Origin of the sequence: Pseudomonas caricapapayae (assembly GCF_001400735.1) — a bacterium.
GTDB lineage: Bacteria > Pseudomonadota > Gammaproteobacteria > Pseudomonadales > Pseudomonadaceae > Aquipseudomonas > Aquipseudomonas caricapapayae.
In genome coordinates this window covers 1-19,553 of record NZ_LJPW01000067.1, presented here as the reverse complement: position 1 = coordinate 19,553, position 19,553 = coordinate 1, and the positions used below count along the sequence as shown (strand labels likewise).

Annotated in this window: 17 protein-coding genes; 10 read left to right on the top strand and 7 right to left on the bottom strand. The window is 57.2% G+C overall.

The features are described 5' to 3' along the window. Positions 1 to 4: 4 nt before the first annotated feature. The 7 genes from ALO80_RS10280 (at position 5) to ALO80_RS10250 (ending at position 5,161) form a co-directional block, all read left to right on the top strand. Positions 5 to 349, top strand: a complete 345-nt coding sequence (locus tag ALO80_RS10280) for a DUF4389 domain-containing protein (protein WP_054985795.1) — start codon at positions 5 to 7, stop codon at positions 347 to 349. After that, positions 346 to 801, top strand: coding sequence for a phosphohistidine phosphatase SixA (sixA, locus tag ALO80_RS10275; protein WP_055008938.1), 456 nt, complete (start codon positions 346 to 348; stop codon positions 799 to 801). The genes ALO80_RS10280 and sixA overlap by 4 nt, the downstream gene beginning before the upstream one ends. Positions 802 to 860: 59 nt before the next feature. Beyond that, complete coding sequence (locus ALO80_RS10270) at positions 861 to 1,304, top strand: hotdog fold thioesterase (protein ID WP_055008937.1); 444 nt, start codon at positions 861 to 863, stop codon at positions 1,302 to 1,304. Between the two features lie 119 nt (positions 1,305 to 1,423). Then, positions 1,424 to 2,233 carry an alpha/beta fold hydrolase gene (locus ALO80_RS10265; protein ID WP_055008936.1) on the top strand — a complete coding sequence of 270 codons (810 nt, stop codon included), beginning with the start codon at positions 1,424 to 1,426 and terminating at the stop codon, positions 2,231 to 2,233. Further along, positions 2,230 to 3,084, top strand: a complete 855-nt coding sequence (locus ALO80_RS10260) for an alpha/beta fold hydrolase (RefSeq protein ID WP_055008935.1) — start codon at positions 2,230 to 2,232, stop codon at positions 3,082 to 3,084. Before ALO80_RS10265 ends, ALO80_RS10260 begins: the two co-directional genes overlap by 4 nt. A 139-nt stretch (positions 3,085 to 3,223) precedes the next feature. Continuing rightward, positions 3,224 to 4,042: a DUF4892 domain-containing protein gene (locus ALO80_RS10255; RefSeq protein WP_055008934.1), complete on the top strand. Its 819-nt coding sequence runs from the start codon at positions 3,224 to 3,226 to the stop codon at positions 4,040 to 4,042. A 69-nt stretch (positions 4,043 to 4,111) separates the two neighbouring features. Then, positions 4,112 to 5,161 carry an AI-2E family transporter gene (locus tag ALO80_RS10250; RefSeq protein ID WP_055005873.1) on the top strand — a complete coding sequence of 350 codons (1,050 nt, stop codon included), beginning with the start codon at positions 4,112 to 4,114 and terminating at the stop codon, positions 5,159 to 5,161. 51 nt (positions 5,162 to 5,212) lie between these two features. Here ALO80_RS10250 and xopAW read toward each other — a convergent pair whose 3' ends face one another. The 3 genes from xopAW to ALO80_RS10235 all read right to left on the bottom strand — a co-directional run bounded on the left by xopAW (position 5,213) and on the right by ALO80_RS10235 (position 7,864). Beyond that, entirely contained in the window at positions 5,213 to 5,977 is a 765-nt protein-coding gene (xopAW, locus tag ALO80_RS10245; RefSeq protein WP_055008933.1) for an EF-hand domain-containing protein, read from the bottom strand. A 115-nt stretch (positions 5,978 to 6,092) separates the two neighbouring features. After that, the gene (locus ALO80_RS10240) at positions 6,093 to 7,118 is read right to left on the bottom strand and encodes a sensor histidine kinase (protein ID WP_055008932.1); all 1,026 of its coding nucleotides are present in this window, start codon (positions 7,116 to 7,118) and stop codon (positions 6,093 to 6,095) included. After that, positions 7,115 to 7,864 carry a response regulator gene (locus ALO80_RS10235; RefSeq protein ID WP_055008931.1) on the bottom strand — a complete coding sequence of 250 codons (750 nt, stop codon included), beginning with the start codon at positions 7,862 to 7,864 and terminating at the stop codon, positions 7,115 to 7,117. The genes ALO80_RS10240 and ALO80_RS10235 overlap by 4 nt, the downstream gene beginning before the upstream one ends. 346 nt (positions 7,865 to 8,210) lie before the next feature. On the opposite strand from ALO80_RS10235, the gene ALO80_RS10230 reads away from it, so the two are divergent. The 3 genes from ALO80_RS10230 (at position 8,211) to ALO80_RS10220 (ending at position 14,508) form a co-directional block, all read left to right on the top strand. Continuing rightward, a complete protein-coding gene (locus ALO80_RS10230) occupies positions 8,211 to 10,214 on the top strand; it encodes a hypothetical protein (protein ID WP_235812469.1) in 2,004 nt (667 codons plus the stop codon). 337 nt (positions 10,215 to 10,551) lie between these two features. Next, positions 10,552 to 12,840, top strand: coding sequence for an autotransporter outer membrane beta-barrel domain-containing protein (locus ALO80_RS10225; protein ID WP_408003281.1), 2,289 nt, complete (start codon positions 10,552 to 10,554; stop codon positions 12,838 to 12,840). A gap of 174 nt (positions 12,841 to 13,014) precedes the next feature. Next, positions 13,015 to 14,508, top strand: coding sequence for a hypothetical protein (locus ALO80_RS10220; RefSeq protein ID WP_055008929.1), 1,494 nt, complete (start codon positions 13,015 to 13,017; stop codon positions 14,506 to 14,508). A gap of 47 nt (positions 14,509 to 14,555) precedes the next feature. Here the strand turns inward: ALO80_RS10220 and ALO80_RS10215 are convergent, their stop codons facing one another. The 4 genes from ALO80_RS10215 to ALO80_RS10200 form a co-directional block, all read right to left on the bottom strand. Further along, entirely contained in the window at positions 14,556 to 15,002 is a 447-nt protein-coding gene (locus ALO80_RS10215; protein WP_055008928.1) for a hypothetical protein, read from the bottom strand. 31 nt (positions 15,003 to 15,033) lie between these two features. Then, on the bottom strand, positions 15,034 to 15,789 hold the full coding sequence (locus ALO80_RS10210; RefSeq protein WP_055008927.1) for a fimbrial biogenesis chaperone: 756 nt from the start codon (positions 15,787 to 15,789) through the stop codon (positions 15,034 to 15,036). 67 nt (positions 15,790 to 15,856) lie between these two features. Next, positions 15,857 to 16,405 (bottom strand): fimbrial protein, encoded by a 549-nt coding sequence (locus ALO80_RS10205; protein WP_054985810.1) that lies wholly within the window; start codon positions 16,403 to 16,405, stop codon positions 15,857 to 15,859. Between the two features lie 318 nt (positions 16,406 to 16,723). Then, positions 16,724 to 19,553: RHS repeat-associated core domain-containing protein (locus tag ALO80_RS10200; protein WP_162491671.1), on the bottom strand; the 2,830-nt coding region annotated here is incomplete at its 5' end.

Genomic DNA, 19,553 nt, shown 5'->3' with positions numbered 1-19,553 from the left:
CGCCTTGAACGCGTCGAAAATCCAGCATAACGAATCGATACTGCTGCGCATTCTGTGGATGCTGCTGTTTCTGGGTGTATGGCACGTTGCCCAGATTATTCTGGCGGGCGTGGTGCTTGTGCAGTTGGTTTATCGTCTGATCTATGGCGCGCCGAGTGGCGGGCTGATGAATTTCGGTGACAGCATCAGTCAGTATCTGGCCCAGATAGGTCGCTTCGGAACGTTTCACAGCGATCACAAGCCCTGGCCCTTCGCCGACTGGCCTGCACCGCGCAGCCCCGAAGGCGAGGCGCCTCATCATGTCCCGCCAGCGCCTCATCCGGCGCGCGATGAAGAGCCAAAGCTGTGAAGGTCTGGGTATTGCGCCATGGCGAAGCCCAGTCGCAGGCGCGCAGCGATGCCGAGCGCGAGCTGACCGCACACGGGCGTGAAGAAGTGCTGAAAAGCGCGCTGCACCTGACTGACAAGCCGGTGCAGCGGATCATCGCCAGCCCCTATGTACGCGCCCAGCAGACTGCCCAACTGGTCCGGCAGTCGCTGGGCTTCAATGACCCGGTCATGACCGTGCCCTGGCTGACGCCCGACAGCAGCCCGCGTGAGGTGCTGGCCCAGCTGGACAGACTGGCTGTCGACGAGGTGCTGCTGGTCAGTCATCAGCCTCTGGTGGGCGAACTGATCGGGGTGCTGGCGCATGGCAGCCCGCAGCAGGCCGAGCCCATGAGTACTGCCAGTCTGGCCGAACTGGAAGGCGAGTTTGTGCTGGCCGGCGGCATGCAGCTCAACAGCGTTCGGCACGTCTGAACGGTCTGTTCGAATCACCCATTTCCGCGAGCGCGGCCCTCTTTGAAAAAGGATTTAACATGAGTGTATGGCGTCAGGCTCCTGATATCGAAGCCCTTATGGCAGCTCAGAAAAACACCATAGGCGAGGTGCTGGATATTCGCTTTGAATCGTTCACGGATGACTCCCTGACGGCTAGTATGGCGGTCGATCAGCGCACTTATCAGCCTTTCGGGCTGTTGCATGGCGGTGCATCCGTGGTGCTGGCCGAGTCGCTGGGGTCTATGGCGAGCTATCTGGTGGTGGATCCGGGCAAGTATTTCTGTGTCGGACTTGAGGTCAATGCCAACCATTTGCGTGGCGTGCGTGCCGGACGCGTAACCGGAGTCGTGCGTCCGGTGCATCTCGGCCGCACCACCCATGTCTGGGACATCCGCATCAGCACCGACGAAGGCAAATTGAGCTGCATCTCGCGCCTGACAGTAGCCGTAGTGCCGCATGGCCAGGAGCCGCCTGCCCGTTGAGTTCATGTACCTGATTCGTTGTTGGCCGGAGTGCCATCTGCGATGGCAGTTCCAGTCATTGCCGCTCCCTCGGGCACCTGCGCACAATTGCCTCTCGCCTGGCCTCTGGAGTGATTGGCATGTCGCAACCCGTGTTCTTCGCCCACGCCAACGGTTTCCCATCGGCTACGTACGGGAAGCTGTTTTGCGCGCTCGCACCGGAATACGAAGTGACCCATCTTGAGCAGCACGCGCATGACCCGCGCTTTCCGGTGGATGACAACTGGCTGAATCTGGTCGATGAGCTGATTCATCATCTGCGCGAGCAGCCCGCCCCGGTATGGGGAGTAGGGCATTCGCTCGGCGGGGTGCTGCACCTGCATGCCGCATTGCGCTGCCCGGAACTCTATCGGGGTGTGGTGATGCTCGACTCGCCGGTGCTGGGCCTGGCTGATCAGCTCTTCATCCGCGCTGCCAAACGCCTGGGCTTCATTGACCGCATAACGCCAGCGGGCCGGACCCTGGGGCGTCGCGAGGCATTTGCCGATCTTGATTCAGCCCGTACCTATTTTGCCAGCAAGACCTTGTTTCGCCGCTTCGATCCCGACTGTCTTACCGCGTACCTGCAACACGGTCTGCAACAGGATGGCGAGCAATTGCGTCTGCGTTTCGATCCTGCGACCGAAATCAGTATCTACCGCAGCATCCCTCACACCAGTCCAATCCCGTCGCGGCAGCTCAAGGTGCCGCTGGCGATGGTGCGTGGCCAACACAGTCGGGTGATCATGCCTCATCATGGTTACCTGGCCCGACGCATGCGCGAAGGCGAATACCTGTCCATGCCCGGAGGGCACATGTTTCCACTTGAACGACCGGATGAAACGGCGCGGCTGCTCAAGACGCTGTTTGCTCGCTGGAATGCCCGCAGCGCCTCAAGGGTCCGTGCATGACGCTTGCTGTGGAGGAGGTCCGTCTGAGTCTGGGGCATATCGAACTGGCTGCTCGTCTGTACGGTCCCGAGGACGGTCGGCCGGTGATCGCGCTGCACGGCTGGCTCGACAATGCCAACAGCTTCGCCCGGCTCGCTCCGTGTCTGGAGGGGCTGCGGATCGTGGCGCTGGACCTGGCAGGGCATGGCCATTCCGATCACCGGCCGGCGGGCGCGTCCTATGCACTGGCTGATTATGCTTTCGATGTGCTGCAAGTGGCCGGGCAGTTGGGCTGGCAGCGTTTTGCCGTGCTGGGGCACTCACTGGGCGCTATCGTTGCTGTGCTGCTGGCAAGTTCTCTCCCCGAGCGAGTCACGCATCTTGCGCTGATCGACGGTCTGTTGCCGCTGACGGGCAAGGCCGAATCCGCCGTCGAGCGAATGGGCGTGGCGCTGCATGCGCAACTCGAACTGCCAGGCAAGAGAAAACCGGTTTATCAGGATCAGCAACGAGCCGTCCAGGCGCGGATGAAAGGTGCCGTGGCGGTCAGTCGCGAGGCGGCCGAGCTGCTGGCTCAGAGGGGGTTGATGCCGGTGCCGGGCGGCTACACCTGGCGCAGCGACAGCCGCCTGACTTTGCCCTCCGCAATGCGCTTTACCGATGAACAAGCCATGGCGTTCGTTCACGGCATCCGCTGCCCGACGCAATTGGTGATTGCCTCGCAGGGCATGCTTGCGCAAAGACAAGAGCTGCTCTCAGGGCTGCCCTTTGACGTCGAACGGCTGGCAGGTGGGCATCATCTGCACCTGAACGATGAGGACGGCGCGCGTTCTGTTGCACACTGTATCAATCGCTTCTTCGCTGCTTCTTGACTTGAGACTGCCAACTGCCGACGCTGGGCGGGTTGAAACAGGAGTCAACCGTGATGGATCAATCCGCAGCTGCTCGCGACCGCCGTACCGGCGATCTTTTTCATTCTTGTCCCCGGCTTGCCTGCAAATGAGAGCACTCATGCGTTTATCAAGTGTTCCCGTTGCTGCGTTGTGCGTGTTGCTGTTCAGCGCTGCGCTGTTCGCCGCCGATGCGCCGGGCAGTCGTGATCTGGAGATTGTGCCTCGTCTGCCCGATACCGAGATTGTCGACTACCGCCCTGTGGCCGAGCTTGAGCGAGTGTACCCGATGGGCGCCATTCGCAAGATCAGCGGTCAGTTACGTTTCGATGGCCAGGTCAGCGCGCGCGGCAATCTGACCTCGGTCACCTATCAGCTGCCTGCCGAACATACTTCCGACGATGCCTTTACCGCTGCTCGTGAAGCGTTGCAGCAGCAGGGCGCAGAATTGTTGTTCTGGTGCCAGGCGCGTGACTGCGGAGAAAGCAGTCTGTGGGCCAACGAAGTGTTCGGCAACGCCAAGCTGTATGGTGCAGACGACCGGCAGGCTTACCTGCTGTTGCGCCTGGCAGAGCCGCGCAGTGAAACCCTCGTAGCGCTTTACAGTATCACCCGCGGCAACCGTCGGGCGTACCTGCATGTCGAGCAGTTTGAATCGGCCGCGCCGCTGGGTGAACTGCTACCCACCTCGGCCACGCTGCTGCGCCAACTGAAAAGCACCGGCAAGCTGGAACTGCCCAGACTGGGCGGCGAGCCACAGGAGGTCTGGGTCAGCCTCGTTTCTCGCGTTCTGAACCTGGACAGTGGCTTGCGTGCCACGGTCTCCGGAGCAAGTGCCAATGCCTGGCGTGACGCTTTGGTGGCCAAGGGTGTTCGCGCTGCCCGGCTTGAGGCAGGTGTCCTCGAAGGCAAGGGGCTCAGGATCGACGTTATCCGCTAGAACAGCGATGGCGAACAGGCAGGTTCGCCATTATGCTCGCTACCTCCGACCTTCTTTAGTGGATGCAGCATGTTCAACAATGATCGTTTGCTGGTGCAAATTCTGCTGCTGGCGTTATTCGGTGCCTGTCTCTGGGTGATGGCACCGTTCTGGTCGGCCTTGATCTGGGGGGCGGTGCTGGCCTTTGCCAGCTGGCCCCTGATGCGCTTGCTGACCCGCTGGTTCAACGGCAGGGAGTCACTGGCCGCCCTGGTCATGAGCCTGTGCTGGATGCTGCTGGTCGCCGCACCTCTGGTCTGGCTGGGCTTCAACCTTGCTGATCATGTGCGCGACGCAACGGCGCTGATCAAGGATATCCAGGTTGACGGGTTGCCCGATCCGCCGCAATGGCTGGCAGGCGTTCCGCTGGTGGGCGAGCGGCTGGTGGGGTTCTGGACCACGATTGATCAGCAAGGCGCAGCGCTGATGAATACCGTCAAACCCTATCTGGGTGAGGTCGGCAACTGGCTGCTGGCGCGCAGTGCGCAAATTGGCGGCGGTATTCTCGAGCTGACCCTGAGCATCGTTTTCGCGTTCTTCTTCTACCGCGATGGTCCGCGTCTGGCGGCCTTCGTGCTTAGTCTGCTCGAACGTCTTATCGGTGATCGCGCCCAGTATTATCTGGACCTGGTTGCCGGGACAGTGCAGAGGGTGGTCAATGGTGTGATCGGTACGGCAGCGGCGCAGGCGTTGCTGGCATTGATCGGCTTTCTGATTGCAGGCATTCCCGGTGCCCTGGTGCTGGGGATTCTGACGTTCCTGTTCAGTCTGATCCCAATGGGCCCGCCGCTGGTCTGGTTGCCTGCGACCGCGTGGCTGGTCTGGCAGGGTGAGTACGGCATGGCGATTTTTCTCGGCATCTGGGGCATGTTCGTCATCAGCGGTGTGGACAACGTTCTCAAACCATACCTGATCAGTCGCGGTGGCAACCTGCCGCTGGTGATCGTGTTGCTGGGGGTCTTTGGTGGCCTGCTGGCGTTCGGCTTTATCGGTCTGTTCATTGGCCCGACTCTGCTGGCCGTAGCCTACAGCCTGCTGACTGACTGGGTCGGCAGTGAACGGGCTCGCAATCCGCGCTGACCTCCAGCGTTAGCGTTCCCGCCGCACGGCAATGACCGGCGGCGGGTGCTATCAGGCGGCAGTATTGAGATAGCGGCCGACAGGTTTGCTGCCCTCTGTGTCATACCGTTCGCCGAGTGCGGCGATCATCTTGCTCAGCGCCTGAGCGGCCATCTGACTGGCATTGGTCGTTCCATTACTACTGTCACTGCTGTCACTTTGCTTAAGCGCGGCCGACAGCTCGGACGCGCTGATGCTGTTATCGCTGTCGCTGTCCAGCGCGCTGAACAGGGCGTCGCTGTCAGTATCTGTGGTGCTGCTCATCTGTGCAGGCGGTGGCCCGGCGGGAGGTTGCTGCGATTGCAGGCTGGCGGTGAGTTCGTCAAGACTGACCGTGCCATCTTCGTTGGTGTCCAGTGCGTCGAACACTTCGCTGCTGTTGGCGCTGCTGCCTGCGCTGGTCAACCCGGTGCTGAGTTCGTCGCTGCTGATCGCACCGTCGCCGTCGCTGTCCAGCGACGTGAGCAAGTCGTCGGCAATATCGGTAACTGACTGCATGGGCGGCGGGGGCGGTGCCATGGCGGCCAGCTCATCGGCATCCAGACTGTCGTCATCGTTGCTGTCCAGATCACTGAAGGCCTTGCTCAGGCTGACAGTGATGCCATCCTTACTGTTCGAAGACAGGGCCGAACTCAGTTCGTCCTTGCCAATGCTACCGTCGCCATCGGTGTCGAGCCTGGCCAGTAACTCTTCCTGAAACTTTTTGTTGCCGGTGCTTGAGGTGGCACTGGTCGAACTGGTGTAGCTGGAGAAGCTGCTGCTTATCCCGTTGATCATAGGTCTCACTCCCCTGAGATGAATGTGTCCGGTAGCGGTGTACCGGCTTTTGCAGCGTCGGGGTGTCAGTTGTCCTGGAGATTTAAGCTTTGTACGCGCCGTGTTACAGAGTGCTTCAGAGGCGCGGCAGGTCCAGTATTGCAGTCAGGCCGCCACCCGGAGTTTGCGTCAACGACAGCTCGCCGCCGATTCTCCGGGCAGCCTCTCGGGCAATGCTCATGCCCATGCCGATACCGCCGGAGTTGCGGTTGCGAGAACCTTCCAGGCGATAGAATGGCTCGAACACGGCTTCGCGAAATTCAGGTGCAATGCCTGGCCCGTGATCAACGACCAATATGCGCACACGTTCGGCGCTGTCGTCGATCACGATATGTACACTGCCCGCGTAGCGCAGGGCGTTGTCGACCAGATTCTGCAGGCATGAGCGAAGGGCCATCGGTTGCGTCCTGAGCGGCTTGCATTGGCCTTCGTACTGAACATCCTCACCATTGTCCTGAGCATTTTCAGCCTGTGATTCGATCAGCGCCTGCAGATCGAACTGCTGCAGGCTTTCGCTGCGCCGATGTTCATTGAGGTAGGCGAGCGTTGCGTCGAGCATGCTGATCATGTCGTTGAGGTCCTGGGTCATCTGGCCGTGCAGCCTGGGCTCTTCGATCTGTTCGACACGCAGCTTGAGCCGCGAAAGGGGAGTGCGCAAGTCGTGGGATACTGCAGCCAGCATGCGTCCGCGCTGCTGCATCTGTTCGCGGATCTTGCGCTGCATCAGGTTGAATGTCTGCGCGGCCTGGCGAGCCTCCCTCGGGCCGCTTATTTCCAGCGGCGGGCTGTCGAGGTCGTCACTCAAGCGCTCAGCGGCTTCGCTCAGGCGCTGTACCGGTCGTGCCAGCGCCTTGGCGCCGTACCAGGCGGCAATAATCATTGTGACGAATTGGGAAAACAACAGCACCAATGGGCCACCTGGCGGCGGTCTGTGACGCCGCCCTTGATCCTCCTGCGCGTGTTGTGCATCTGGACGCTCATCGGGCGGGGGGCGCATGCCATATTGGGTGAACCAGGCAAACGCCAGTAAATGGGCCAGCAGAATGGCCAGCAGCGCGCCCCCGAAAAGGCGCGCAAACAAAGTATCGAACCTGCGGATCAACCCAACTCCCTGGCATCGAACAAGTAGCCCTCACCGCGCACGGTCTTGATCAGTTGCGGGTTTTTCGGGTCGTCTCCGAGCTTCTGGCGCAAGCGCGAGACCAGCAAATCGATACTACGGTCGAACGCTTCTATCGAACGTCCTCGGGCAGCGTCCAGCAATTGCTCGCGGCTCAGCACCCTGTGCGGTCGTTCGAGGAATACGCGCAACAGACGGAACTCTGCGTTGGACAGCGGCACCACCAGACCGTCGGCGGCTGTCAGTTGACGCAACACGCTGTTCAGGCGCCACGCATCAAAGCGAATGGTCGTGCGCTGATCGCTCCGTTCGTCACGTACCCGGCGCAGAATGGTCTGGATACGCGCGACCAGCTCGCGCGGTTCGAACGGCTTGGCCATGTAATCGTCGGCACCCAGCTCCAGGCCGATGATCCGGTCGGTCGGTTCGCAACGTGCGGTCAGCATCAGAATCGGGATGTCCGACGTGCTGCGTAACCAGCGGCATAGTGAAAGGCCGTCTTCGCCGGGCAGCATCAGGTCGAGCACAACTACATCGAAGGTTTCATCGGTCAGGGCCTGGCGCATCTGCGCGCCGTCGGTCACGCCGCGGGCATTGATGTTAAAGCGCGTCAGGTAGTCGCAGAGCAGTTCGCGAATCGCCACATCGTCATCGACAATCAGTGCGCGAACGCTCCAGCGCTGATCAGTCGATGTGGCATCAAGGGTGTTGTCGGGAAGTGCTTGCATAGTGCGTCTGTCGCCTGCGTGTGCCGCCGTTGTGTGGCCGCTGTTGAAGATTAACGCTGCCCCTCATGCTACTTCGCCGTGAGGCTCGGCGGTAGGGTGACGCTGGCCGATGTCCGGCGAATGTCGTGAATGTATCGCGGCTGATACAAATGGGTGATGTTTAAAGCGATGCTTTGCATAGGCCATAAAGCGACGCGTGTCAAACTAACATAGTTAGTAGTATCGAGCAGCGCCGATGATGATCTAGGTTGTACGCATAACGCAAAACCCTGAAGCGTGCTATCGCCAGGGTCTTGCCTATTGCTGTCAATACTTGACAGCAATCTATCGTTAGGGAGAACGAGAAATGTATTCACCCAAGGAAGAGTCTGCCAAGAAGTCTCGTAAAGACTGGCTCACCTGGCTCTTGGAGCGTTTCGGACGGCAAGGCCTGGAACTTCCGATTCTGGAGGTTGAGGGCGTTCTGAAGCCCATACCGGGCGATCCAAGGTACCTGCTGCCAAAGGAGGGCGGGGATCTGATTGTCAAAGTTCCTGCCTCAGCCACTGTGAATATGGAGCAGGGCGATACAATTACATTTTTTATCGACGATGTTGAGTGCGGGAAGGTCACTTACACTACGCCCGATCAACTGATCTGTTTAATCAAACCTGAGTATATTGGTGGCAAGACTGAGTACCGTCTATGGTATCTTTACACTCCCTCGGATTACAATACCGTTGAGTCGATACGGTTTTTATTGGAAAGAGATTATATCGCCCCCAATGAGGGAGAACCGATAGCAGCGGCTGAGCTTCCGGATGAAGTGGTACGCGCAGGTTTGACGCAGGCGTATCTTGATAGCGTTGGTCATCTGGATGTTACAATACCTCGTTCCAGCGATATGCTTGAGGCAGACAGGATCGAGATTTCCTGGGTTCCTGTCGTTGCCCAATTTTCTCGACAAAATTGGGCACCTGTAGCGAGCAAGACTGTCAGTCAAAACGAGGCTACGGGTAAGGATAAACCGGTCGTCCAAATTCCTTCCAGCGATATCCAACAGTTGGCCCAGGGAAAAATCGGTATTTATTTCCGGTATATTGACCGGACCGGTAATCTGGGCCAATTCTCTGAGGTCGTGCACCTGCTGTTTGATTTGAGGCCTGCTCCAGAGAATCTTCTGGGTCCATTGGTTTACCTCGCTGAACACGATAATTTAATCGACAGGGCCGATGCTCAGTTGGGCGTTGCGGTCGTCATATTAGGCTATGATAATTTCCAGACAGATGACCAGATAGAAGTCATATGGGAAGGCATAAGTGTCGCCCCCGTGCCTTTTTACGCGTTCCCTATGTATATTCCGATCAACTGGGACACGCTTTCAAAAAAGGGGCCAGCGACCGAACGTGAGGTCGACGTGAGTTACAACGTGCTGCGTTCTGGCTCATCGAAATCTTCGCCAATTCTTCCACTCAAGGTTGATTTCACCGTGGCCGGTCCCGAGCCTGATCCGGCAAACCCTGGGCCGATAAATGACAAGCTCCCTGTTATTGCGGTGAAAAGTCGCGAAAACCCGTTGGTCGACAACGTATTGGGCGAGGGCGACAAAGGGCAGCCTGCGAGAGCGCAGTTGCCCAATAATCCGTTTAACTCTGGTGATATCTTGCGGCTCTACTGGGGAGATCTAAGGCCTCACGTCGTCGAGAAGATGATTGGAGCGGAGGGGCCTGGCGACATTATAACGTTTGATATCCCTTGGGAGTTCATAGAGGCGGGCGGGTATAACGAGTATCTTCCTGTTTATTACAGTACCTGGAACGAGGTGAATGAACAGGAATCCGGCCGTATCAGCGTAGATGTCAGAATTCTCGATATACAGGGGCTGCCCGATGTCACGTTTCCTGACCGTTTTGTACCTGCCCCTCCCAATCCTCCTACACCCATTCCGCTCATCAATTGTTCATCGCGGCCGTGGGATGGCATAAGGGTCAATATTCCCTTCGATAAGAAGGCTATGGCAGTCGACGATGAAGTCGTGATCGAGTGGCAGGCTTATTCTGACACCAATGGAACAATTCTCATCGACGAAACATACTTTGAATTTTCGCGTTTCAAGCTGTCGGCGGACCATGAGGCGTCGGGGATTGCCTTCCTCGTCCCTTATCAGGATCGCGTGGAGCCGATCGTCACACGAGGCAGTGCGCAATTTTCCTACACATTATATAAACCCAGTGGACAAAGCGGTAAGCACTCGACGCGGGTAATGATCAGTCGGGTAATAGGAACAACCCTCTGTTCGGCAGATTCCCGTGGCAAGTGCGACATGTTACCTACAGCATCTGAGAATGGCGCGGAGAATGGCAATATATAGTACTTTCAGTGATTCATGTGTACTTGGTTTTTTCAAGAGTGCGTATTATTAATTTAAGCATTAGTTGACGACAAGCCTGCTGACTGGTTGTTTGATTGAACGCTATGGTATGGGCATGGGTAGGTTTGCAGTTTGGCGCACCTGAAAAGGCTGTGGGAATGGTCCTACAGCTCTTTCGGAAAGAGCCTGCATTATATCTAGAAGTACGTTTGTAGGATGCACAGCCTCTTTGTAGGTCCTTTCTGGGGTACGCCAGAGAATGGTGATTTGACCTACAATATTTTCGTATTAAAGGAAGCGTCCTATGTCGACTGATCTGTATGTTCCTTCAAACGCTATGCCCTTGATCCTTCAATTCGCATCCGTTGCTTCCCTGCTATTGATCAGCAACGCGCTTGTCGCCGCGCCTGTTCCAGTGATCGCTGGTGTGGTGAGCATCGATCAATCCAGTCCTGCCAACGATTACGCATTGTCCAAGGGCGCAACCCTGAATGTGAATGGTGGGAGCCAGCACGGCAGGCTTACCGCGACGGATTCCACGCTGAACATCTCTGCCGGTTCGACAATTGCGTCATCCTCGGTGCGCAATGGTTCTGAGATCAGAATGAGTGATGCGGCAGTCAGTGACGGTCTGGAGGTCAATAACAGCACCGGGACGCTTTCCGGCAGCACCATTGCCAATAGCACAGGCAATGGCCTGATCCTTAATCGCCAGCAGAGTCTGACCACTGGCTCAGACGTAAGTCTGACTGACAGCTCCAGCAGCGGCGCACTGGCAGGTGCGCTTGTTACGCACTTCAGTCAGCTTGAGCTGATCGGCTCGCAATTGGCGGGCACCGGCATCAACGGCGTAGGTCTGCGCCTTAACGCCGGCGCCGCGCAGGCCAGCGCCAGCAGTATTGTCGGCACGGTTAATGGCGTTGCAATAAGCTCCGAGGCTGCTTACACAGACGCGTCACTCAAACTGGACAGCACCCAGGTGGTCGGGCAGACAGGGGCCGCAATCCGGATTGGATCGCAGGTGTCCCGGTTGCCGGGCTCCACGGTTGCCATAGATGTCAACAATGGATCGAGCCTGACAGGTGGTAACAGCAATATGCTGGAAGTCACCGGCACCTCCGCGGCAGTGATGAATGTGTCGGCAAGCAGCCTGAATGGCAACGTGCAGGTGGAATCGGGGAGCACCGTCACGCTCAATCTCGACAACAGCAGCATGGCGGGGGATGTGCTTGCCGAGCCGGGTGCGCTCGCTGATGTACTGCTCGACAACAACTCAGTGCTGACCGGACGCCTGGAGAACACCCGCAGCATCGCCATCAACAATGGCGCGCAGTGGGCCATGATCGGCAATAGCGCACTGGCCGATCTGACCATGAATGGCGGTGCGGTCCGCTTTGGCGACGCCGCCGGTTTCTACACACTGTCGGTATCCAACCTGGCCGGCAACGGTACGTTCATCATGGATGTGGATTTTGCTGCCGGTCGCACGGATTTTCTCGACATAACAGACAGCGCGACGGGCAGTCACTCGCTGCTGATCGGCAGCACCGGCACTGATCCGTCTGCCGACACCAGCCTGCATGTGGTGCGCGCTGCTGCCGGCGATGCCGACTTTTCCCTGGTGGGCGGAGCAGTGGATCTGGGCGCCTGGTCTTACGATCTGGTCAAGCAGGGTCCCAATGACTGGTATCTCGACGCGCAGACCCGCAAGGTCAGTCCTGCTGCCGCAACGGTCGTCGCACTGTTCAATACGGCACCGACTGTATGGTATGGCGAGCTGACGTCGCTGCGCACGCGCATGGGCGAACTGCGTCACAACGGTGGCCGATCGGGCGTCTGGATGCGTACCTACGGTAACAAGCTCAACGTTGCCGATGCGTCAGGTTTCGGCTATCAGCAAACTCAGCAGGGCTTTTCGTTGGGCGCGGACGGCAAAGTCCCGATGGGTGACGGGCAATGGCTGGCAGGTGTGATGGCAGGGCAAAGCAGTTCAGACCTGAGTCTGGACCGTGGTGCCAGCGGCAAGGTCGGCAGTTACTACGTTGGTGCCTACAGCACGTGGCTCGACAGCGACACGGGCTACTACTTCGACGGCGTGCTCAAGTTCAACCGTTTCAATAACAAAGCCCGCGTCAATCTGAGCGATGGCACCCGTACAAAAGGCGATTACAGCAACTCGGGTGTCGGTGCGTCGCTGGAGTTCGGACGCCATATCAAGCTGGACAACGGTTACTTTGTCGAGCCCTACGGCCAGTTGGCCGGCGTGGTCGTCGAAGGCAAGGATTATGAACTGGACAATGGCATGCGTGCCGAAAGCGACCTGGCGCGTTCGCTGGTGGGCAAACTCGGTTCGACGACCGGGCGCAACTTCGATCTTGGGCAAGGCAGGACGGTCCAGCCATATGTGCGTGCAGCCTGGGCGCACGAGTTCGCCAAAAACAATGGAGTGCAGGTCAACGACAATGACTTCAATAATGATCTGTCGGGATCGCGTGGCGAACTGGGTATCGGCGTGGCGGCATCGCTGTCTGATCGTTTGCAGATAAACGCTGATTTCGAGCACAGCAAGGGCGACAGAGTCGAGCAGCCCTGGGGGGCCAGCGTGGGCATTCGGTACAGTTGGTAATCATCTGAAAGCAAAAGGGGAGGTCAGTAATGACTTCTCCTTTTTTGCAGATTACTGGCAGGGTTTGTCAACTAGCAGTTCTGCCAGTCGCACCCGCGCACGCCGATGTGTTTGAGTAAGCCGATGTGAATATGGATGTTTACGGGGCAGGGCAGAACTTCAAGGGACCTGAAAATGACATGGGCTCGATTGTATAAATGGTTACTTAACGGGTTGGGCGGGCTATTCAAGCCGTTTTTCAAGCAGCAGTTTGAAGGTCCACCGCCAAAAATTGCCAATCTTCTTCCTGACGATCCACGGTGGGAGGAAAAGGGGTTATTGCCGCTAGACTATGCATTCGATCCGCTGCCCGTAGAGATACCCGCATGGGAATATGACCCCGGATTTCCTGGCTATGTTACTGTGCTTAAGGTTTATTGGAATACCACTACGCAGGTCTATGAGAAGACCTGGCCTTCAGGCCTCCCGTCATTGCCCCCGGAAGATCTGCTGTTTGAAATGCCAGCAGGCAATCTCGTACCCGGGGAACATCACATGAGCTACGAAGTGAGTTCATGGGACGCTAACGGGTGGCAGTCCCAACCCCAGACCGTCACCGTTGATCTGACTCCCCCGATATTGGGAGGTGATCAGGGGCGGTTGCGATTTGATACTTCGCAGATTACGGCTGAGTACCTGGAGCGTAACGGCGACAAGGTCGACGCGTGGATTGAGTCTTACCGCGGCGGCAAGCCAGGTGATGTGGTCACCTGGTACTGGAGCGAAACACCTTTCGATACGGACGACCGCAATATTGTCTCGCAGCGCGTGCTCTATAAGGCTGACCTTGTCTTCCCCATCACGCTGAGCTTTAAAGGGGACATGATCCGGGCACGTGGCGATGGTGAACGCTACGCTTTTTATAAACTTGGCGACCGTGCCGGCAACTTGTCGAACGTCTCCTTGCCTGTAATCCTTCAGGTACAGGCTCGGCCGCTCCCGCGCTATCTGCCCAGTCCCAGTGTCGCAGAGGCGTCGAGCTCTTCTTCCAGCAGCAGTACGCTTGACCCTTTACACGCTTTACGAGGTGTCACTGTCGTCATACCCGCCGATGCGCAGTTCAGGCCAGATGACGTGCTGTCCGTGCAATGGGCAGACCCTGGCACCGAGGGGGCGTATCACTCCACAGAGGCCGATGCGAGTGGTCTGCGGTTCAGCATCCCGCCGACGTTTATCAGTCAGCATATGGGCAAGCGTATTCCGGTTTATTATGAGGTTGCCGGCAGCGATCCTGCGACATCGGACCTGCATGAACTGACGGTCCAGTTTATAGCAACCAGCAAGTGGCCGACTGTTCAGTGCACCCGGCCTGAAGGCGTTGTGGGCGATCTGAGCCTGGCGCGCATCGTCGACTATGCGACGTTTTCGTTGGCCCGCTGGCCGTTCATGGCAGTCGGCCAAAAGCTGACTATAACGTTGCAGGGGGTGGGTCACACGCAGGTAATCCTCGACGACTATCCGGTTCAGGCAGGCGATGTAGAGGCTTCGAAAGTGACGGTGGATGTACAAAAAAATATCTTCCTGGCCTTTACGATTAATAAAGGACTTGTCGTACAGGTGAAAGTCAGTTTTGCAAGCGGGGCGGCTCCCGCCACCTTCCCGTTGCTGAGTCTGACACTTGTGCCTTGAACCGGGCCGGTGTGGCCCGGTATTCAGACAAAGGCCGGTGGCAGGTTTTACTGGTAACTGATGGTGAAGCTCAGTGACCCTTTGGCTTCACCCGCCTGAATATCGACGGTGTCGTCAATCTGGAAATAGCGAGCGCTGAGGTCCAGTACGGTCGTGCCCATCCCTACCGGTGCAATTGGTACATCCAGGCGACCATCCTCGGGGTGGGCCAGGAACTCGACCTCGCGCTCGTCGACGTATTCAAGATTGACGAACAGGCTGACCAGATGGCGTCCAGGTGCCAGGTTTTGCTCATTGCTCAGGCTGGCCAGCGCCATCTCTGCGGTGGCGTTGTTCTGCATGCCGTCCTGACGCATGAAGCCGGACTGGAACTTGACGGGTTGTGCTGCCTGCGCGACGGCTGTCTGCAATGCGGGCACGCCGCTACTGACAATAAACAGAAAGGTCAGACGCAAGCGGCTACCCGGACGCGATGGTCCGATGTGGAAAAGCATGGGGGGTGTTCCTGGCAATGTGCGGCGAGGGCTATGGCTTGAGCGGGACCGGTATGGTCATATCGGGCGTGACGCCGCCGTAATCGTTGATGGTGGCAAAGGTCAGCTGCATGCCAAGGCCTGGTTTGAGGCTATCGAGAGCGTAGGACTGGCTGGAAAACGGACCCACCATCGTCGGGCTGTTGAGTCTCTGAGATGTTTGCGCAGTCTTCACGTCAAAGCGTGTGAAGGACACATGGAAAGGTGTCGGGTTTTCCACGTGCAACTGTGTCTTGCCATCGACCTGTGTGGCAGACCATTGCAGATCTTTAAGGCGTGCAACCGGGTTGTCCTTGAGTTCAACGGGCCGGTAAAACAGCTTTATCCGGGTCCGCAGCGCGATATTCAGGACATTGCTAGACCCCTGAGTATCGGCCTGAGGGATTTCCTGAACATTGAAGTAGAACAGTGACTCCCGGTCTCTGGGCAGGTCGTTGGGCAAGCCATTGATCTTCAGCTGTTGCTCTTTATTCGGGTCGAGCCTGAATAACGGCGGGGAGGGCAGGAAAGGTACTGCGGTAGTGGTGTCGTCAGCTGCGGTATTGACCCATGTTTGTGCTGCATAGGTTTTGTCGCCGGGGTTGGAAATGATCAACGACACGCTACGTTTGTCGCTGTTGAAAATCACCCGGGTGCCGCTGATCACGAGTGCCGCATTACTGGCAGGTTGATAGCCGAACACCAACAATGTGCTCAGGATGGCAAGGGGCAAGGCTCGGGCTCGAACCGTCGGTTTTTCCGGAAACATATGAAAATACCTGTGTCATCAAAAGTGCTCCCTGCCCTCAGGCGAGGGCAGGGAGCAGGGACGCCTGTCAGTTGATGGCGACGGAGAAACGCACGTCTGCTTCAGTTGCACCGGCTGTTACGCTGGCAGCGGTAGAGCGGTACATGACGTAGAACAGCATGTCGGTAGGGTTGGTTTCGTGCAGGTTGTACTCTTTGGAGGGAGTACCGTGGTCGATCGTTGTGCCGAGGTCATCCTTCAGCACGGCGACAACATTGGTCGCCGAGCCGCCGAGAGGTTTGAAACGGAAGTATTTACCCGATGCATCCGGAGTACCGGTGAACGTTACCTCGGCCTTCGCGCCGGGTAGGATGGTGCAACCGGCACCCGGCGTGACACGCAAGCCAAAGCCTTTGCCGCCTTCTTCCTGGTCTGCGCCGGTAAAGCGGCTGGCAGCGACAGAACCTATGTTCACCAGGCCACTGCCCGCGTTACCGGTAATCGGGTCGACTACTTCAATGCTGCAGGTGGCCGACGTGATGTTACCGGTGAAGTTGATCGTGCCGGTATTGGCGAAAGCAGGAGCAGCAGCGCCCATCAGCAGTGTCAATGGCAGTGCGAGCAAAGTGCGTTTCATTTGTAATTCCTTTGTAAATGAATGTCTCGGGATGGCGGATTTCGTCTGCGTTACCGAGGTGGTAGGTCTATTTGCGGGTTCACCCGTTGTTTGGGTAAACCGCAGCAGTGCCAGTAGGGATGTTGCGAAATATTTGTAGGTTTGGTCCTACGGGCGGCGTGCAGGTTAGGGGGATTGGTGGGGGGTTGGAATAGGAGAAGTTCTTGTTTGTGTAGGGGGTTTTCCTCTTTTATTGTAGGAATTTTGGTAGGTGATTTTTAGGTGGTGAGTCGGGATACACCTGCTTCATAAGTTGATGCAGGTGTACGGGGTTGTGAACTAACGGTTGTAAGTGGCTGAGCCTGGGAGTGGGAGCGAGGTGGGATAGTTCATTCCGCGCCTAATATCTACGGTGTGTCTAAATTCTTTATGGTTGGGGCTCGTTTGTGTTTGCTGTATCGCTTCTGTTGTTTGTGTGGAGGTGGATGATGTAGCGGGTGTTTTTGGTGGTTGAGGAGCAACGTTAGACACAGTTTCCTGTGCTGTCGAGGCGTGTGGTGTTGTTTGGGATGCTCTACTCACTGTTTTATTCGTGTCTGTTACAGGAAATAGGCTGTTTATGTGGCTACGCCTCGAGTTGTCTTTGTACAGCGGATTGTTTCTCACTACACCGTTTTTTCCCATTTTCAGGCCTTTGAAATCGTGAGGAAGATTTTCAAATTCAAAAACTTCTTTATATGCAGATCTTGCTTTTCTAGTGGTGACTTTCAGACTCGACTTGCCCATCCCCGAAAGAAATACCACGCTATTTAGCAGAGCTAACAGATAACCGTATGTAGTCAGTTCATCGGCCTGCTCCGGGTCTTTGTTCGTCAAACCAGCGGTGATCAGGCCTGCGGATGCGATATCAGTGGCTATCCCCACACCCACAACGGCCATCATGACGGGCGAGAGCGCGCCAAATGAGGCTGCCGAGAAGGCAATGCCCAGCGCTGCAGCCCCCCAGGTAATCCCGACGGCAAGGATGTCGGTCTCGTGCTGGTTGTAATAAAGCTGACCTACGCTGTGCCCGGTCGGGTCCTGAAAGGCAATAGGATTACCGATGCAGTAACCATAAGGGTTAAGCCCGCCTGCACCGAACGGGCTCATTGAGTCCGGACTGTGAAAACGCATCAGTTCAGGGTTATAAGCGCGGTAGCCCTTGCCCAGCAGGTACCAGCCGCAGGACGGGTCGCGTATTTCACCGTTGAACGCCAACAGACTTTGCAGCTCGTCATCGCTGCTGCGTTCCCCATAAGCGTTATAAACGGCCGTGCGCAATTCGGATTGCTGGATTTCGCCGATGACACTGTTGCTCGCGTTACTCATCAACAGTAATGCTGTGCTGGCCGAGTCACCGACCTGTTGCTGGCCAAGTGGTGTATCGCCGTCGCTCAGGTATTGAGTTCTGGTCTGAGCCTGTACCGTGTTGCTCAGTCGATCTCCTTCATAAAAACGCAGCGTGGCGTCGTCACTGCCTTGCGTGACCGCTGTAAGGTGGTTGTGTCCGTCATAGGCAAACTGGTTGACCGAAAGACCGCTGCCATTTCTGACACCCATCAGCCTGTTCTGGCTGTCATAAATCAACTGTTGACCCTGCTCATCATTGAGCATGTTGCCGTCCTTGTCGTAGGCAAAACTGACGCTGGGTAGGTAGTCGGGAAAGGCCTGCGTGCCTTTCATGAGTCTGTAGGTGACTTCCAGTAATTGGCAGGCATCAACCGGCGAATTGTAACGGTAGCCTGTCATTTCTCTGGAACCATCGGCAAAGGTGGTGATGGAGGCAATGATGTTATCCAGCGCATCGAAACGAAACAGCTGGCTGATAATCTCATGGCCCTGCCTGTTGCGCGGCAGCGTCGCCCCAGAACATTTGAACAGTATCAGCCGCCCGCGATTGTCGTAGGTGAATTCTTCAAGTAACAGACTTTTGCCAGCTTCCTGCAGGTGCCGACTGAGCAGTTGGTCGTCCGCCCTCCATGCCTGATGAATAGTGCGGGCAGGGTGCCCGTTCTGGCTCAGGGTGCGCAGTATTTCCCGAGAGTGTTCGTCATATTCGATAACAGTGTTCAGATAGGTGCCGGACATCAGGTCGGTGGTGAGTATGCCCGCTGTGCGGCTTAGCGAGTCGTACGTGAACACGGCTTGCAGTTGCCCCTGTGTGACCTCGCTTACTCTTCCGAAGCTGTCATGGCTATAAACGGTGCTCAGGCTGCTGACATCCGTGCGCTGCAGCTGCCTGCCGTGTAAAGAATGTGTGTATCGAGTGGTCCAGGTGTGCCCGTTTGCCTTCCAGATATTCTGCTGCAGATGCCCGGCTGCGTCGTAGGTGTAGCTGCGTTCCCCTTGTCCATTGATTGATTTCAGCATGCGTGCACTTTTTTCGTCGTATTCAAAGCTGACGTCATCATCGGGTGACTGGGTGCGAATGGGTTCTTCGGTCAGGCCCAAATCATAGGTGTAATGAATGGAGGCATTGCTTGGCGTGATGCGCTCGCTGATCCTCAGGTGGCTGCTGTCATAGCGATAGTTCTCGACGCGTCCGCCCGTACGGAGCTGGATGAGGCGGCCAAGTCCGTCAAATGATTGCTCTCCGGCAATGACGGCGGCCAGGCGAGCGTTGGCAGACTGAACAGTTATTTCACTGGCCAGTTCGGCGGTGCTGTGCGCGGCGTAACTGCGTAAAACCTTATCTTTATTAGGCAGGGTACTCTCGACCATGCGGTCGAAAGCATCGTAGCTATACCGGCCGACATGGCCCAGGGTACTGACTTCCTCAACCAGACGACCCAGGCCGTCGTAACGAAAAATCTGTTTGCCCATGCTCGTCTTGTCTAAAGCGAAGCGCTCCACCTTGTCAGGCTTGCCGAGCAGATTGAGCTGGCTCTCTACCCGACCATAGTGCTCACTGGAGTCGGGACCTGTCTGCTGCCAACTGCTTTGAGTCGGCATATAGTCGCCATCTTCGGTTCGCCAGCCAAATGGATTCATCAGGCTGCAGGCCACCACCCCGTCCGGCCCTGTTTCACTGACTTGCTGGCCCCAGTCGTCGTAGCCGAAGGTGCTGGTCAGGGTCAGCGACTTTTGCTTTTCGTCCAGCCAGTCGTAGCGGGTTTCCTTCTGCAGCTGG

Coding starts and splice junctions, on each gene's coding strand:
- ALO80_RS10270 (WP_055008937.1), top strand. CDS start 861: ATGAGTGTATGGCGTCAGGCTCCTGATATCGAAGCCCTTATGGCAGCT.
- ALO80_RS10265 (WP_055008936.1), top strand. CDS start 1,424: ATGTCGCAACCCGTGTTCTTCGCCCACGCCAACGGTTTCCCATCGGCT.
- ALO80_RS10260 (WP_055008935.1), top strand. CDS start 2,230: ATGACGCTTGCTGTGGAGGAGGTCCGTCTGAGTCTGGGGCATATCGAA.
- ALO80_RS10255 (WP_055008934.1), top strand. CDS start 3,224: ATGCGTTTATCAAGTGTTCCCGTTGCTGCGTTGTGCGTGTTGCTGTTC.
- ALO80_RS10250 (WP_055005873.1), top strand. CDS start 4,112: ATGTTCAACAATGATCGTTTGCTGGTGCAAATTCTGCTGCTGGCGTTA.
- xopAW (WP_055008933.1), bottom strand. CDS start 5,977: ATGATCAACGGGATAAGCAGCAGCTTCTCCAGCTACACCAGTTCGACC.
- ALO80_RS10235 (WP_055008931.1), bottom strand. CDS start 7,864: ATGCAAGCACTTCCCGACAACACCCTTGATGCCACATCGACTGATCAG.
- ALO80_RS10230 (WP_235812469.1), top strand. CDS start 8,211: ATGTATTCACCCAAGGAAGAGTCTGCCAAGAAGTCTCGTAAAGACTGG.
- ALO80_RS10225 (WP_408003281.1), top strand. CDS start 10,552: ATGCCCTTGATCCTTCAATTCGCATCCGTTGCTTCCCTGCTATTGATC.
- ALO80_RS10220 (WP_055008929.1), top strand. CDS start 13,015: ATGACATGGGCTCGATTGTATAAATGGTTACTTAACGGGTTGGGCGGG.
- ALO80_RS10215 (WP_055008928.1), bottom strand. CDS start 15,002: ATGCTTTTCCACATCGGACCATCGCGTCCGGGTAGCCGCTTGCGTCTG.
- ALO80_RS10210 (WP_055008927.1), bottom strand. CDS start 15,789: ATGTTTCCGGAAAAACCGACGGTTCGAGCCCGAGCCTTGCCCCTTGCC.
- ALO80_RS10205 (WP_054985810.1), bottom strand. CDS start 16,405: ATGAAACGCACTTTGCTCGCACTGCCATTGACACTGCTGATGGGCGCT.